The organism is Aeromonas media (assembly GCF_000819985.1).
Taxonomy (GTDB): Bacteria; Pseudomonadota; Gammaproteobacteria; order Enterobacterales; family Aeromonadaceae; genus Aeromonas; species Aeromonas media.
The window spans coordinates 1-15,724 of the sequence record NZ_CDBZ01000132.1 but is presented as its reverse complement, the minus strand read 5'-3'; the positions used below and the strand labels follow the sequence as shown (position 1 = coordinate 15,724).

Sequence of the window (15,724 nt, the reverse complement as noted above, 5' to 3'; positions counted from 1 at the left end):
GACCCCGGCCTTGGCCGGGGTCTTTGTCACTGTGCGGGGGCGCTGTTGCCTGCGGGGCTTATTGCTCCTTGCAGTCGTTGTAGCGGCTCTGCCACTCCCCGGCGTCATCGCGCATCTCCACGAAGCCTTCCTTCCCCTTGTTCCACCAGACCACCTCGTGATCGTCGGTGTAGCGGGCGCCGGAGGCGGAGACCGCTTGAGGCAGGGTGTAATCCTTGCCATCGGGCAGGGCGAGCTTGACGAAGTTCAGGCTCTCGTCCGAGAGGGAGAAGTAGCGCACCTGCACCTTCTGGTTCTGCTCGCACAGATAGGTGACGGGATCGCCCCCTGTAACCCCCAGCTTGCCGGCCCCCAGATCGCAGCCGCCGAGCAGGGTCAGGGTGCCTATCCCCAGTAGAAAGAGCTTGGCCTGTTTCATGTCGCATCCTTTGATCGGTGTCATATGGCCTTGAGCCTAACAGGCTGAGAGGCAACTGCAACCTCGGTGTCCCCCTCTTGCGTCGGGATGCGTCCGTCACCCTGCACAGTCAGCGGGCAAAAAAACGCCCCGCCAGGCGAGCGGGGCGAAAGGGTGCCGTCCTTGGGCTACAGAAAAGAGATATCAATGGCCGAAGCGGGTCGCCTCGAAGCGGTTGAGCAGGCGGTGGATGAGGTAGCAGGCCAGCAGGGTGGCGACGATGGCAAACAGTATGCTGCTGACCCGGTACAGGGCGCTGAACACCAGATCGTTGCCGGGCGTCAGGTACTGGCCAAACAGGATGCCGAGGGTGGTGAGGGCGCCGAAGCCAACGCCGGAGCCGCTCGCCTCCTTCACATGGGCATGGCTGAACAGCATGGCTCCCAACCAGAGCAGCGGGGTCACCAGCAAGAGCAAGCCGGACCAGTCGTAGAGCACCAGTTGCCCCAGGATGCCGAAACTTACCCCCAGCAGGGTGCCCATGGCGCGCTTGCGGGCGTAGCTCAGGGCCCCGTCCCAGTGCATGGGGAAGAGCACCAGCAGGGTGGTTGCCTGGGCGGACATGGAGTCCCGCAGATCGAACAGCTGGAACACCAGGAACGACAGGGTGGCGATGCTGGCGCCGAGCAGCGCCTCGTGGCGCATCCGGTGTGGTGCCTTGGGAGAGGGGGTGGGGGCGGGCCGCGCCTCCACATCCGGGATCAGCGCCGTCATCAGGTAGGCGATGAGCACCGACAGGACGCTGGCCCAGAGGTTGCTGAAGATGAGATCGTTCAGATCGGTCTCGGGGTAGCTGGCAAAGTGCAGCATGATGCTGAGGCTGAGCACGCCATTGGCGCCGAACAGGAAGAGGCTGCCCCGGGACATGGCGGCAAAGCGGTAGAGAAACAGCAGGAAGACGATGGGCAGCATCAGGCCGGGATGACCGCCGAACAGGCCGCCAAGCAGCCCGACTTCCAGCCCGCACATGGCGGCGGAGGCGATGAGCTGGCGTGCGGCGTGGCCGTTCATCACGGGGATCATCCCCAGCAGCAGCACCGGGGTGACGGTGAAGAAGACCCCGTTGCTCCAGCCGAAGATCTTGCACAGCACAAATCCCAGGGTGCAGCCAAAGGCGATGCGCAGGCACTGGCGCAGCTCGTTGGCGGTAAGGAGTCTGTGCCACAGGTTCATGGTCGTCATCTCAATAGATGTAGTGCAGCAGGCTGAGCAGGCGGATCTGGCCGCGGGCCAGCAGCCCGGTCAGGGCGTTGTCCGGCAGCAGCTGGACGGTGGCGCGAGCCCCGGCCGGCAGATGGGCGGGCAGTTGCTCCAGGGTCAGGTGCAGGCGCAGCCGTTGGGCATCGCGCACCCAGCGATCGGATTCGACGGGATTGGCCAGGAGACCGTTGGCATCGAACTGGCCGGCACTGACCCCGGCATCCAGGCTGGCGACCCGGGCCGGGTAGAGGCGGCCTGGCTCGCCATCGAAGGCGACCAGCGCCCGGCTTTCCGGGGTGATGTGGCGCAGGCTCTTCTCGCGAAAATCGGCGATCACGTCCACCTGCTCGGAGACCAGGGCCAGCAGGGGAGAGCCTGCCGTGGCCACGCTGCCCGGCTTGAGCTGCAGGTTGGTGATGATGCCATCCTGGCTTGCATGGATCTGGCTATAGGTGAGGTTGAGCTCGGCCTGGGCCAGGCGGTTGCGCGCCTGGCGCAGCAGCAGGTTGTCGTCACCGGGCAGGCCCCGGTTGACGCGAGCCTGCTCCACCCGGGCCTGGCTGGCCAGCAGATTGGCACGGGCGGTGCGGGCGGCGCTGTCGGCGTCGTCTTTCTGCTGCTCCGACACCATGTGGCGGCGATAGAGGGCGTCGATGCGCTCGGCTTCCCGCTGCTTCTGGGCCGCCTGGGTCTGCAGGGAGCTGTACTCAGCCTCATAGGCATTGAGGGTCGCATCCAGCTGGCGATTCTGTTGCTCGGCCTGATCAAGGGCGAGTCTGGCCTGCTCGACCGCGAGCTCGAAGGGGGCCGGATCCAGCACGAACAGCAGATCCCCCTGCTTGACGTGCTGGTTGTTCGCTACCGCGACCTCGGTCACCTTGCCGCTGACCTGGGGCGCCATCCTAGTGACGACCCGGGTGGCCATGGCCTGGGGGGTGAGGGGCATCTTGATGTCGGCCAGCAGGAAGTAACCAAACACCAGAGTGAAGCAGGCGATGGCCCATTTGATCCAGCGCTTGAATTGTTGATCCGGGGTCATCTTATTCTCTCTCTTCATGCTGGGTGTCAATCTTGCCGAGGGCGTTGGCGGATATGCGGTGCACTATCTCTTCAAACTGCGTCAGCTCCTGCTGGCTGATGCCGGCGAGCAGCTCCCGGCGCACGGCGATGATGCGATCCTCGATTTTGTCGAGCAGCGCCTTGCCGGCCGGTGTCAGGGTGACGATGCGGGCGCGCTTGTCCTGGCTGCAGCAGTGGCGTTCGATAAGACCTTGCTCCTCCAACTGGCCCAGGGTGCGCATCAGGGAGGGCAGCTCTATCTCCAGCGCCTCGGCCAGTGTCTTCTGGCTGAGGTGGCCACCGAGGCGGCTCAGCTTCCAGAGCGCGGTCCAGCGCGGGTGGGTGAGTCCCAGGGGGGCCAGCTCGAGGTCGGCCACGGTGCGCCACAACCGGTGCAGCCGTCCCAGCTGTTCGGCGAGGGAGAGCTCGCGCAGCATTTCCAGATCCTTTCCCATGACGGGCTCCTTATTTACTTAGCTTGCTAAGCATTATATTTATTTCGCAGGCTAAGTAAATAGTGTGATGCAGGTCACGTTCAGTTTTCGGCGGGGGAGGGGGCACGGAGGGGCTGAATGGTGCTTAAGGTTTCAATGTTTTTATATGGCTTTGCAGGCCCGCTAACCGACAGCAGAGGAGGGGATACGTAGAGTGGCGCCACACCACAAGCTGGAGCATAACAATGAAAAACCTCTCTACCCCCGAAGTACAGATGAAGGGCGCCTGGAGCGACCAGCAGATCGCCGGCATGCCCATGATGATCTTCCTGGGGCTTGCCACCTGCGTCCTCTACGCCGGCTGGAACGGCTCCCTGCCGCTCGGCATGGTCGGCGCCCTGGCGCTGATGTTCGTGCTCGGCACCCTGCTGAGCGAGCTGGGCGAGCGGATCCCCCCCATACGGGAATACCTGGGGGGCGGCACCATACTCGCCATCTTCGGCGGCGCCGCGCTGTTCGAGTACCGGATTCTGCCGGTCGAGGCCGGTGAGGTGATCACCCGCTTCATGAAGGAGGGGGGCTTTCTGAACTTCTTCATCGCCAGCCTGGTGACCGGATCTGTGTTCGGCATGAGCGGCGCCCTGCTGAAAAACGCCGCCATGCGTTACCTGCCGGTGATCCTGGGGGGCGTGGCGTTGGCGCTGCTGAGCGTCGGCCTGGTCGGCTCCCTGATGGGGTACGGCTTCAAGAATGCGGTGCTGCTCATCGGTCTGCCCATCATGGGTGGCGGCATGGGCGCCGGCGCCGTGCCCCTGGTGGAGATCCTCTCCGGCCCCTTGCAGATGTCCAGCGCCGACCTGCTGTCGCGCATGGTGCCCGCCGTGGTGATCGCCAACACCCTGGCCATACTGGTGGGCTCCCTGCTGGCGCGCCTCGGTCGTCGTTACCCCTCCCTGACCGGTAACGGCAAGCTGATGGTCAAGGAAAACAGCCAGAGCGTCGCCGACGAGCAGGCCGAGGCGCCGACCCTGCAGAGCCTGGGTCTCGGGCTCTTCATCAGCTCCAGCATGTTCGTGCTGGGCTCCCTGCTCGGCAACTTCATCCCCATGCACCCCTTCGCCCTGATGATACTGGCGGTGGCCTTCATCAAGGTGAGTGGTGTATTGCCCCGTCGTTATGAACAGGCGGCCGCCGACTGGTATCAATTCGTGGTGAGCAACCTCACCCCCTCCCTGCTGGTGGGCATAGGGGTGGCCTACACCAGCATCCCCGAGCTCATCGGCGCTTTCTCGGTCAACTACTTCATCATGGTGCTGACCACTGTGGTGGGTGGCGCCCTGGGGGCGGCCCTGGTGGGGCGCATGATAGGTTTTTATCCCATAGAGGCGGCCATCACCGGCGGCCTGTGCATGGCCAACATGGGGGGCACCGGCGACGTGGCCGTGCTGTCGGCAGCCCAGCGCATGAAGCTGATGCCCTTCGCCCAGATCTCCTCTCGCCTCGGCGGGGCCGTGATGCTGATCCTGGCCACCGCCCTCATCTCTCTGCTCGCGTGACGACCGGATACAGGAAAACGACATGAACGACATCATGATGGGCACCAGCCTGCCCTATGCCGAACGCAAGCGTCAGGGGCTGATGGGGCGCATGCCTCACAAGGAGGAGTCCCTCTCCCAGCAGCGCCGCCGCATCTACCGCCTGGTCTCGGCCATGCAGAGCCCCTTCGATCAGCACCTGCTGCTGCGCCAGTTGCAGGAGGACAACCCTGTGCTGTTTTACGATCTGGTGCGCCACCACCTGCCCGAGCTCCTGCCCATCATCTACACCCCAGTGGTGGGGGAGGCTTGCCAGCGCCACAGCGATCTCTACCTGCGCAGCCACGGTCTCTACCTCTCCTGGCACGACAGGGACGAGCTGGACGCCATCTTCGCTGCGGTGGATCAGGAGGTGGACGTCATCGTCATCTCCGACGGGGAGCGGGTGCTGGGGCTTGGCGATCTCGGCATCGGCGGCATGGGGATCTGCATCGGCAAGCTGGCGCTCTACAGCGCCGCCGGTGGCATCAACCCGGCCCGCACCCTGCCCCTGTGCGTGGACGTGGGCACCAACAACCCGGCCCTGCTGGAGGATGACTCCTACCTCGGCTGGCAGGCCCCGCGCATCGACGGCGAGACCTACTACCACTTCATGGACAAGGTAGTGGCGGCCATCCATAAACGCTGGCCCCAAGTGGTGCTGCAGTTCGAGGACTTCGCCGGCAAGCATGCCGCCAACCTGCTGACCCGCTACCGGGATGAGCTCTGCATGTTCAACGACGACATCCAGGGCACGGCGGCGGTCGCCTCCGCCTGCGTGCTGGCGGGCTTGCAGCAGGCGGGCAGCACCTTGGCCGACACCCCGGTGCTCATCGTCGGCGCGGGCTCGGCGGGCTGCGGCATCGCCGCCATGCTGGCCCGGCTGGCGGGCAGTCCAGAGCGGGTGCAGTTGTTCGATCAGGACGGCCTGGTCTGCCTGGACAGGGCCAACCTGACCCCCTCCCAGCAGCCCTTTGCCCGCCCGGCAGAGGAGGCTTGCGGCTCCTTGCCCGAGCTCATCGCCCGGCTGAGGCCCGGGGTGCTGATCGGGGTGAGCGGCCAGGGCGGCCTCTTCACCGAGCAGGTGCTTGGCGCCATGGGGGCGGCGTGCGAGCGCCCCGTCATACTGCCGCTCTCCAACCCGACCCGCAGCGCCGAGGCGACCCCGGAGCAGGTGTGGCGGGCGACCGAGGGGCGTGCCCTGCTCGCCACCGGCAGCCCCTTCGCCCCGGTCGAGGTAGGGGGGGAGGCGCGGGTGGTTTCCCAGTGCAACAACGTCTATGTCTTCCCGGGCATTGGCCTGGGGGCCTGCGCGGTCAAGGCGCGCCGCATCAGCGATGGCATGTTGCTGGCCGCGGTGCGGGCTGTGGGTGCCTATCCGCTGGTGACGGGGCTGCTGCTGCCCCCTATCGAACAGGTGGGAGAGGTGGCCCGCGCGGTCGCCAGGGCCGTGGCCCTGACCGCCCGCGAGGAGGGGTTGGCGGATTTTGACGGTGATCCCGCGCCGCTCATTGACCAGACCTGGTGGCGCCCGCACTATTGGTCCGCCTCCTGAGCTTGCAAGGTTAATCGATGAAACTGCGCCACCAACTGGTCACCCTCTCCCTCGGGCTGTCACTGCTGCTGATCCTGATCCTGGGTGGCCTGCTCGCCCTCTTCATCCGCCACCTGCTGGAGAGCAACCTGGAGGAGAAGGGGAGCGATCTGGCCCGGGTGCTGGCGGCGGACAGCCGGGTGGTGCAGGCCCTGCAGCAGGGCAATGATCCCGGCCTGCGCGACTATGTGCAGGGGATCTGCAGCCGCACCGATGCCGCCTACATGGTGGTGACCGACGAGCATGCCCGCCGCCTGAGCCACCCTTCTCCCGAGCTGGTCGGTGCGACCTTCCGTGGCGAGGACATCTGGCCGGCGATCCAGGAGCGGCGCAGCTACTGCTCCAGGGACAAAGGCACGCTCGGTCCGGCCATCCGCTGCTTCTCGCCCGTGATAGGGGCGGACGGGCGCGCCATAGGGGCGGTGGCGGTGGGCTATCTGATGCGGACTGTGGAGGGCATCTATCTGGAGCGGATCGCCCTGCTCATCAGCGCCATTGGCGCCGTGCTGGGCTGCGGCCTGCTGCTGGCGCTCTGGTTGCAGCACCGGCTGCGGCGCACCCTGCTGGATCTGGAGCCGGAGACCATAGTCAACCGCTTCGCCCAGCAGGATCTGGTGCTGGAGGGCATCTCGGAGGGGATAGTGGCCCTCGATGGCAACCATCGCATCAAGATGCTCAACAGCGCGGCCTTCTATCAGTTGCGGCTACCGGGCACCGGCCGCCACGCCCTGCTGGGGCAGTCCCTGGCCGAACTGGCCCCCAGCCTGTTGCCCGCCCTGAACCAGCAGGGGGGGGTGAACTTCACCGTGCAGGGGGAGGCCTTCGTCGGTCACTGGCAGGATCTCAGCGGCCGCGAGCCGGGCCGCATGCTGATCTTCAGCCGACCGGACGGCACCGGCAGCCTCGGCATGCAGGTGACTCACCTGCGCCAGTATGCCGAGATGCTGCGGATCCAGACCCACGAGTTCGCCAACAAGCTGAGCAGCCTCTCCGGTCTGCTGCAGCTCGGTCATGTGGATCAGGCGGTGGAGCTGATCCAGCAGGAGAACGAGGCCTGCCAGACCATGCTGCAGGATCTGCTGCGCTCCATCGAGAACAAGCCGGTGGCCGGCCTCATCCTCGGCAAGTTCAGCCGGGCGCGGGAGCTGGGGGTCGAGCTGGTGCTGGATCCCGGCTCGGCCCTCGGGGAGTACCCGGCCGAGGTGTCGGCGGATCTCATCACCTGCATCGGCAACCTGCTGGACAACGGCATCAGGGCCGCCTGGGCGAATCGCCAGCGGTGCGCGCCCCGGGTGCTCATCTCGGTGGATGACTTCGGGCGCCGGCTGGTGATCGAGGTGGAGGACAGCGGCGAGGGGGTGGACGAGGCGCTGGCGGATCACCTGTTCGACTATGGGATCAGCCGCCAGACCGGCGATCATGGCGTAGGTCTCTTCCTGGTCAAGAAGACGGTGGCCCGCCGTGGGGGTGTGATAGAATGGCGCCGCACCGCCGAACAGACCACCTTGTTCGGTATCTATTTGAATAAAAACCAATTGGTGTGAGTCATGAAGCCAATTTTCACTCTTGTTATCGAGGACGACGAGCGGATCGGCGCCATCCTGGCGGAGCTTATCTCCTCGACCCCGGGCTACTCCCTGCTGGGGCGGGCCGAGAGCCTGGCCCAGGCCGATCTCATGATGCGCGCCACCGAACCCCAGTTGCTGGTGGTGGACATCTCCCTGCCGGACGGCTCGGGTCTCGAGTGGGTGAACCGGCTGCGCAGCCACAATCGGGAGGTCTTCGTGGTCATGGTGACCGCTTCCTGCGACGTGGAAACCATACAGCAGGCCCTGAATCTCGGGGTGCAGGACTACATCATCAAGCCGCTGCGGCTGTTTCGCATCCAGCAGAGCCTGGACGAGATCCTGACCCTGCATCGCCGCCTGTGCGAGCGCGGCCTGCTGGAGCAGAGCGATCTCGATCGCCTGATGGGCAAGGGGCGAATTCAGCCGAGGGAGGTGCGCGACACCCCCAAGGGCATAGACGCCATCACCTTGCGCCAGGTGCTGGAGCTGCTGGCGGGGGAGCCGGACACCGCCTTCTCCACCGATACGGTGGCGCTGCGCCTGTCACTCAGCCGCACCACGGCGCGCCGCTACCTGGAGTTTCTGGAGTCCGAAGACAAGCTGGATGTGGATCTCAACTACGGCCAGCGCGGTCGCCCCGAGCGCCGTTACCACTGGCGCCGGAGCAGCTGAGGCGGCGTGACCACAGCATTGCAAACAAAAAGGGAGCCTCGGCTCCCTTTTTGCCGGACACGGTTGATGGTGCCGGCTTATGCCCCTTCCAGCAGGGCGGGGCGCGCCCTCGGTCTGAACTGGGAGATCATGACGCCGATCAGGACGAGGCCGCCCCCCAGCAGGTGATAGCCGTGGATGGGCTCCCCCAGGGTGATGACGGCCAACAGCGCAGTGCACAGCGGCATCAGGTTCATGAACACCGAGGTGCGCTCCGCCCCCAGGCAGGCGAGGCCGCGCATCCAGCAGTAGGCGGCGAAGATGGAGGAGGCGAGCCCGGCGAACAGCACCATGCTCCAGCCCTGGGCGGGAATGGCCAGGGAGTCGGCATTGAGGGCCACCGGAATGAGCAGCAGCACCGCCAGCAGGATCTGTAGATAGAGGTTGAGCCAGGGGCCGAACGGCAGTTGCCAGCGGCGGATCAGCAGGCCATAGAGCGCATAGCTGGCGGAGCCGAGCAGCATGAGGCCGTCCCCTTGATTGATGCCGTCGTGCAGCAGGGCCAGGGGGTTGCCCTGACCCAGCAGCCAGAGCACCCCGAACAGGGAGAGGCTCATGCCGAGCAGCGCCTGCTTGCCCGGACGTTGGCCGAAGAAGAGGGCGCTCTGCAGCAGGGTCAGCAGCGGTATGAGGGAGCCGATGACCCCCATGTTGGTGGCCGAGGTGCTGTGGGCGGCGTAGTAGGCCAGGCACTGGTAGAGCACCATGCCAAGGGCCGCCAGCACCAGCAGCTTGCCGAGCCAGGGGCGAAGATCGCGCCGGCGGCGCCACAGCTGCGGCAGGCAGAAGGGGGAGAGCGCCAGGGCGGCGATCACCCAGCGGTAGAAGGAGATGGCGGCGGGATCCAGCACGCCGGCGGCGGCCTTGGAGACCACGGTATTGGCGGCCCAGATCAGGATGGCGAGCAGGGGGAAGAGAAAGGGCATAGGCACTCCTTGATACGATGACGAGAGTCTAGCCTTGTCTTGAACGATGCAAGTAGCGTAAATAAGACATGTCATAACCGCTTTGGGACAATCTTCATGGGCAGCCTCACCCTGGCCGAGCAGGATCGCCTGCTGGCCGACCCCAACCCCCTCTATTTTCGCTACCGCCAGATCCAGGGGGGCAACGCCTGCGCCGAACATACCCACCCCTGGGGCCAGCTCAGCCTCATCAGCCTGGGGGTCATGGTGGTGGAGGTCGGGGGGGAGCGGTTGGTGGCGCCGGCCGACTACCTCATCTGGGTGCCGGCCAACCTGCCCCACAGCGCCTTCAACGAGCAGACCCTGGACTACACCTCCATCTATGTGAGCCACGCGCTGGCCCCGCGCCTGCCAAGGGAACCCCAGCTGCTGGAATTGACCCCCTTGCTGCGGGCCCTGCTGGAGGACTTTACCCAGCGCCGGGTCGGCCATCTGGAGGACGAGTGGGACGCGCGCCAGGGGGAGCTCTTCATCGAGAAGCTGGCTCGCACCCGCTGCCAGCCGAGCTACCTGCCCCAGAGTCGCGACCGCCTGCTGGCCCCGCTGCTGGCCGCTCTGCACGCGGCCCCCGAGGACAACCGCACCCTGGCCGAATGGGCCAAGGTCTTGCACACCACGGAGCGCACCTTGGCACGGCGCTGCCAGAAGGAGCTGGGCATGAGCCTGGGGCAGTGGCGCACCCGACTGCGCATGGTCAAGGCGCTGGACTGGCTGCGGGGGGAGATGCCGGTGCAGGAGATAGCCTGGCGCCTGGGTTACACCTCGACCTCGGCCTTTATCGCCATGTTCCAGCGTGAGCAGGGGTGTGCCCCCCAGCGTTATCGCCAGCAGCTGGGCCAGCCAGGGGGTTGATGAGCCTGGTGGAAAAAGAGAGGGCGCCCGCAGGCGCCCTTGTCATCAGAGGTGGCAGGTTCAGAAGAAGCCGAGGGGGTTGATGTCGTGGCTCACCAGCAGGTTCTTGGTGTTCTGGTAGTGATCCAGCATCATCTTGTGGGTCTCGCGGCCTATGCCTGACTTCTTGTAACCGCCAAACGCCGCGTGGGCCGGGTAGGCGTGGTAGCAGTTGACCCAGACCCGGCCAGCCTGGATGCCGCGCCCCATACGCCAGGCCAGGTTGCTGTCCCGGGTCCAGAGACCCGCCCCCAGGCCGTACTGGGTGTCGTTGGCAATGGCCAGGGCATCCGCCTCGTCCTTGAAGGTGGTGACCCCGAGGGCCGGCCCGAAGATCTCCTCCTGGAACACCCGCATCTTGTTCTGACCCGAGAAGATGGTGGGCTGGATGTAGAAGCCCCCCTCAAGGCCGCTCACCTTGGCCGGGCCGCCGCCTATCAGCATCTTGGCCCCCTCGCCGCGGCCAATCTCCATGTAGCTCAGTATCTTGTCAAACTGCTCGCGGGACGCCTGGGCGCCCACCTGGGTCGTGGTGTCCAGGGGGTTGCCCTGCACTATGGTGCGGGCGCGGGCCAGCACCCTGTCCATGAAGTCGTCATAGATGCTGGCCTGCACCAGAGCGCGGGAGGGGCAGGTGCACACTTCGCCCTGGTTGAAGAAGGTCATCAGCATGCCTTCCACCGCCTTGTCGATGTAGCTGCTCTCATGCTGCATCACGTCGGCGAAGTAGATGTTGGGGGACTTGCCGCCCAGTTCGACGGTGGAGGGGATCAGCTTGTCGGCGGCGCAGCGCAGTATATGGGCGCCGACTTCGGTCGAACCGGTAAAGGCCAGCTTCTGGATACGGTCGCTGGTGGCCAGCGCCTGACCCGCCTCGGCGCCGAAGCCGTTGACCACGTTGACCACGCCGGGGGGCAGTATGTCCTTGATGAGATCCATCATCAGCATGATGGTGACCGGGGTCTGCTCGGCGGGCTTGAGCACGCTGCAGCAGCCGGCCGCCAGCACAGGGGCCAGCTTCCAGGCCGCCATCAGCAGGGGGAAGTTCCAGGGGATGATCTGGCCGACCACGCCTATGGGCTCCTTGAAGTGGTAGCTGACGGTGTGCTGATCCAGCTCGGCGGCCGAGCCCTCCTGGGCGCGGATGCAACCGGCGAAGTAGCGGAAGTGATCCACCACCAGCGGCAGATCGGCGGCCAGGGTCTCGCGCACCGCCTTGCCGTTCTCCCAGGTCTCGGCGACGGCGAGCACTTCGATGTTCTGCTCGATGCGATCGGCGATGCGCAGCAGCAGGTTGCTGCGCTCGGTGACGCTGGTCTTGCTCCAGCTGGCAAACGCCTTGTGGGCGGCATCCAGCGCCAGCTCGATGTCGGCGGCGTCGGATCTGGCCACCTCGCAGAACACCCGGCCATCCACCGGCGAGACGTTCTCGAAATAGCGGCCGGCGCGGGGGGCCACCCAGTCACCACCGATGAAGTTGTCGTAACGGGACTTGAAGCTGACCAGGGCGCCTGCCTGACCGGGAGCGGTGTAAATCATCTCATCATCCTTATGTGTGTGGTCCTGACCGGCCCGGGGCCGGTGACCAGCTGCTATCGCAAGGGCCGTGCCAGAGGGTCTGACCAGAGGGACGAAAGTTAATAAAACGTTATCAAATGGGGTGCGGCGGCGTATCTTGATTAACCAATGACCGCGGCGGTGCCGATGAGACTGTGCCGTTTCTGGACAGTGGTCGTGACACTGTGCCCTTTGTGAACAGGAGGCGTGATGAGCGAGTTACCTCAGTCCATTCCCAGTCCCAGCCCCAGCCCGATCCAGCGCTCCTGGCAGCGCTGCCTGCATCAGGGCCTGCTCCGCCAACAGAGCGCCGAGCTGGATTTGCTGCCCCAGGGAGAGCTGTCGGCCCGCCAGGAGCAGCACAGAACCCTTATCACCTGCTTCCAGCGCTTCGTGTTGCCGCTGTTTGCCCAGTTACTGGCGGGCAGGCCCTGTCGCCTGCTGCTGTGTGACGGCGAGGGGGCCATTTTGGCCGCCAGCGGTGACGATGGCTTCGCCCGCCACGCCGAGCGGATCTTTTTGCGCAGCGGTGCCCGCTGGGGGGAGGCGAGCAAGGGTACCAATGCCATAGGCACAGCGCTGGCCGAGCAGAGCGAGGTGCAGGTGCTGGGGGCCCAGCACTTCTTCGCCCAGCACAGCTTCCTCAGTTGCAGCGCCTGCCCCCTGCTCGGGCCGGACGGGCAATTGCTGGGGGTGCTCGACATCTCCACCGATGCGGCCCATCACGATGGCGACATGCTGGGCACTGTGCGGCTCCTGGCGATGACCCTGGAAAACGCCCTGCTGGCGCGTCAACCGGGCTGGCTGGTGGATCTCGATCCCCAGAGTCTCTGGTCCGCCCGCCTGCTGCTGGGAGAGGGGGGCGAGCTGCTCGGGGCCAACCGGGCCGGACGGCTCTGGCTCGGCCAGCACCCGTTTGACGGCAAGCAGCTGCTGCGGGATCGCCGCGGATTGCGGCTGGAGCCCGAACCTGTGGTGATTCAAACCGAAAACCAGCCCCAGCCAGCCGTTACCGCCGGGGTGCCCCTCAAGATGCTGGAGCGGGGCATCTCCCTGCTCATCGAGGGGGAGACCGGCAGCGGCAAGGAGCACCTGGTGCGCGCCCTGCACCGCCAGTCGAGCCGACGAGACAAGCCCCTGGTATGCGTCAACTGCGGCGCCCTGCCCGCCGATCTGGTGGAGGCCGAGCTGTTTGGCTATGTGGGCGGGGCCTTCAGCGGCGCCCGCAGCCAGGGCAGCCAGGGTTATCTGCGCGCCGCCCACGGCGGCATCCTGATGCTGGACGAGATCGGCGAGCTGCCGCTCCCGGCCCAGACCCGGCTGCTGCGGGTGTTGCAGGAGCGCAGCGTGACGCCGGTTGGCAGCCACAAACCCGAGCCGGTGGATTTCTGGCTGGTCAGCGCCAGCCACCGGGATCTTACGGCCATGGTACAAGCCGGGACGTTTCGCGAGGATCTCTATTACCGCATCTGTGGCTGGCGCCAGCAGCTTGCGCCGCTGCGGGCCTGGCCCCAGGGCGATCGCCTGGGGCTGATCCGGCGCCTGCTCTCGGAGATGGACCCGGCCCTGCAACTGACGCCGCAGGCGGAGCGGCAACTGCTGGCCCATCCCCTGCCCGGCAACGTGCGCCAGCTCAAGCAGGCGCTGGAGGTGGCTTGCGTGCTGGCGGAAGGGCAGGGTTGGATTGAACCCGCCCACCTGCATCTGCCGGAGGTGGTCGCCATGCCGGCTCCCCGAGGCGCTACCACCTTGCGCGAACAGAGCCGGCTGCGGGTGCAGCAGACCCTGACGGAGTGTGGCGGCAACGTGAGCGAGGCGGCGCGCCGCCTTGGCATCAGCCGCACCACCCTCTACCGGGCGCTGCGGGAAGAGGGATAGGGGTGTTGCCGCACCGCTTGCTTGTGTAGACTGGGGCTCTGCGATGATTTTTCTTTATTTTTCCATGGCATGGAGCGCTCAGTGGTGAAAGGAATGATGACATCGGGAACCCGTTTCCCCAGGAGCTGGCGTCCGCCTCTTGCGGTGCAATGCCGACAGGATTCAGCCCGGCAGATGGCAAGCGACGCCCTGTGCGCTGACTGAGCCGACCAATGCCCCGGCGCCCATGAGGGCGCGTGTAATAACCTTGGATCTGGATCAGCACGGTGCAGAATTACAAGGTGTAGAGTAAAAGCTCTTTTTCAGGTGTGATCGTCATGACCCCATCCTATTCCCGCGTGACCAATATGCTGTTCTGGAGCCTGCTGCTCGGCAGCCTGCTGGCCATACTGGTGTTCGAGTTCGGGCCAGAGCGGCGGCTGGATATCCTGAGCCAGGCCAGCCTGGCCGTCAGGGCCCAGGATGATCGCGCCCATGGCGGCCAATCGGTCACCACGCTGATCCCTGGGGGTGACAAGCCCGCCATCGACTGCAAGCTGCGCGCGGGCCACAGCTCCCCCTTCTGTGAACTGATCCTGACCCTGTCTGCCCCCGAGTGGGGGCTGGATCTCTCCCACTTCAACGGCGTGCGGGTCAAGCTGAGGGTGGAGGGGAGTGAGCCGCAGAGCTGGCGCCTCTATCTGCGCAACTATGATCCCGCCTACTCGATAGCCGGGGACGAGATCTCCCACAAGTTCAACGAGGTGCTCTTTCGTCCCGATGATTACGGCCGCATCCAGGACATCCCCCTCAAGGTGTTCGCCCCCAGCTCCTGGTGGGTGCAGCAGTACCGGATCCCGCTGGCGCAGCAGGGGGCGGATCTGCACCATGTCTATGCCATCGAGCTTGCCACCGACGACAGGATGCAGCCCGGGGACTACAGGTTGATCCTGGAAAAGCTGGAGTTCTATGGCCGCTGGGGCAAGCCGGGGGACTTCTACCGCCAGCTGCTGCTGGGCTGGCTGATATACGGAATACTGCTGTTTCTGACCCAGTACCTGCTGATGGGAGACAAGCTGCGCAAGGCTCGCGAGGCGCGGCTGGCGGCGGGGGCGCTCAGCCAGAGCCTGTCCGAGCAGTACCGCCGCACCGAGGAGGAGGCCCGCTACGATCCCCTGACCGGGGCCCTCAACCGGCTCGGTGGCGAGAAGCTCTTGAGCGAATTGGGGGAGATGCCGCTCTCCTTCATCTATATCGACATCGATCACTTCAAGGGGGTCAACGACACCCACGGGCACCCCATGGGGGACGAGGTGCTCAAGCACATGGTGAGCGAGCTGCTGCGCCATTGTGACAGCCTGTGCCGCCTGGTGCGCTGGGGAGGAGAGGAGTTCGTGCTGGTCTGCCTGCACCATGAGCAGGCGAGGACCGAGCGGCTGGCCGAGCGACTGAGGGGGGCGCTGGAGGCCTACAGGGACTGGCCCCTCGGGCTCAGGATCACCGCCTCCTTCGGGGTGGCGGAGCGGCGCGGGGACTCCCTTGAGCTGACCCTCAAGCGAGCGGACGAGGCGCTCTATCAGGCCAAGGAACGGGGTCGAGGTGGGCTAGGGTGCAGCCCTGCCCACCGACTAAGGGCCTTGCCTTCGCGAAGCTGATTGCGGCTGGAGCCCCGGTCTCCCAGCCGTTATGATGCGCGCCAGCCGGGGCGCGGGCCCCCTCTTCAGTCAAGGAGTTTCCCATGTCCCAACACCTAGGGAAGGTGCGAATAAGCGGGGAAATTCTTCTCGGCTGACTCAGTCATTTCATTTTTTCAGTTTGAGCCGATCTTTTCTCCCGTAAATGCCTTGAATCAGCCTA

13 protein-coding genes are annotated in these 15,724 nt (G+C 65.6%); 7 read left to right on the top strand and 6 right to left on the bottom strand.

What is annotated here, in order from left to right:
- Positions 1–58: 58 nt before the first annotated feature.
- From BN1127_RS11065 to slyA, 4 genes are all read right to left on the bottom strand, one after another.
- Entirely contained in the window at positions 59–418 is a 360-nt protein-coding gene (locus BN1127_RS11065) for an MliC family protein (RefSeq protein ID WP_005324730.1), read from the bottom strand.
- A 183-nt stretch (positions 419–601) separates the two neighbouring features.
- A complete protein-coding gene (locus tag BN1127_RS11060; RefSeq protein WP_042649494.1) occupies positions 602–1,630 on the bottom strand; it encodes a DUF2955 domain-containing protein in 1,029 nt (342 codons plus the stop codon).
- A 10-nt stretch (positions 1,631–1,640) separates the two neighbouring features.
- On the bottom strand, positions 1,641–2,696 hold the full coding sequence (locus BN1127_RS11055) for an HlyD family secretion protein (protein ID WP_041206231.1): 1,056 nt from the start codon (positions 2,694–2,696) through the stop codon (positions 1,641–1,643).
- A 1-nt stretch (position 2,697) separates the two neighbouring features.
- Positions 2,698–3,171, bottom strand: coding sequence for a transcriptional regulator SlyA (gene slyA / locus BN1127_RS11050; RefSeq protein WP_042649493.1), 474 nt, complete (start codon positions 3,169–3,171; stop codon positions 2,698–2,700).
- 224 nt (positions 3,172–3,395) lie between these two features.
- Here slyA and BN1127_RS11045 point away from each other — a divergent pair, with 224 nt between their 5' ends.
- From BN1127_RS11045 to BN1127_RS11030, 4 genes are read left to right on the top strand one after another with little or no spacing between them, the layout of a single operon-like run.
- Entirely contained in the window at positions 3,396–4,706 is a 1,311-nt protein-coding gene (locus BN1127_RS11045; RefSeq protein ID WP_042649492.1) for a 2-hydroxycarboxylate transporter family protein, read from the top strand.
- A gap of 22 nt (positions 4,707–4,728) precedes the next feature.
- Positions 4,729–6,279 (top strand): NAD-dependent malic enzyme, encoded by a 1,551-nt coding sequence (locus BN1127_RS11040; RefSeq protein WP_042649491.1) that lies wholly within the window; start codon positions 4,729–4,731, stop codon positions 6,277–6,279.
- A 17-nt stretch (positions 6,280–6,296) separates the two neighbouring features.
- Positions 6,297–7,862 carry an ATP-binding protein gene (locus tag BN1127_RS11035; RefSeq protein ID WP_042649490.1) on the top strand — a complete coding sequence of 522 codons (1,566 nt, stop codon included), beginning with the start codon at positions 6,297–6,299 and terminating at the stop codon, positions 7,860–7,862.
- Positions 7,863–7,865: 3 nt separating this feature from the next.
- Positions 7,866–8,558 (top strand): response regulator, encoded by a 693-nt coding sequence (locus BN1127_RS11030; RefSeq protein ID WP_042649489.1) that lies wholly within the window; start codon positions 7,866–7,868, stop codon positions 8,556–8,558.
- A gap of 77 nt (positions 8,559–8,635) precedes the next feature.
- Here the strand turns inward: BN1127_RS11030 and BN1127_RS11025 are convergent, their stop codons facing one another.
- The gene (locus tag BN1127_RS11025; RefSeq protein WP_042649488.1) at positions 8,636–9,523 is read right to left on the bottom strand and encodes a DMT family transporter; all 888 of its coding nucleotides are present in this window, start codon (positions 9,521–9,523) and stop codon (positions 8,636–8,638) included.
- Between the two features lie 96 nt (positions 9,524–9,619).
- Here BN1127_RS11025 and BN1127_RS11020 point away from each other — a divergent pair, with 96 nt between their 5' ends.
- Entirely contained in the window at positions 9,620–10,414 is a 795-nt protein-coding gene (locus tag BN1127_RS11020; protein WP_042649487.1) for an AraC family transcriptional regulator, read from the top strand.
- A 60-nt stretch (positions 10,415–10,474) separates the two neighbouring features.
- Here BN1127_RS11020 and exaC read toward each other — a convergent pair whose 3' ends face one another.
- Positions 10,475–11,992, bottom strand: a complete 1,518-nt coding sequence (gene exaC, locus BN1127_RS11015) for an acetaldehyde dehydrogenase ExaC (protein WP_042649486.1) — start codon at positions 11,990–11,992, stop codon at positions 10,475–10,477.
- Positions 11,993–12,220: 228 nt separating this feature from the next.
- Here exaC and BN1127_RS11010 point away from each other — a divergent pair, with 228 nt between their 5' ends.
- The gene (locus BN1127_RS11010) at positions 12,221–13,888 is read left to right on the top strand and encodes a sigma-54-dependent Fis family transcriptional regulator (RefSeq protein ID WP_042649485.1); all 1,668 of its coding nucleotides are present in this window, start codon (positions 12,221–12,223) and stop codon (positions 13,886–13,888) included.
- A gap of 317 nt (positions 13,889–14,205) precedes the next feature.
- On the top strand, positions 14,206–15,522 hold the full coding sequence (locus BN1127_RS11005) for a GGDEF domain-containing protein (protein ID WP_042649484.1): 1,317 nt from the start codon (positions 14,206–14,208) through the stop codon (positions 15,520–15,522).
- Positions 15,523–15,724: the final 202 nt, after the last annotated feature.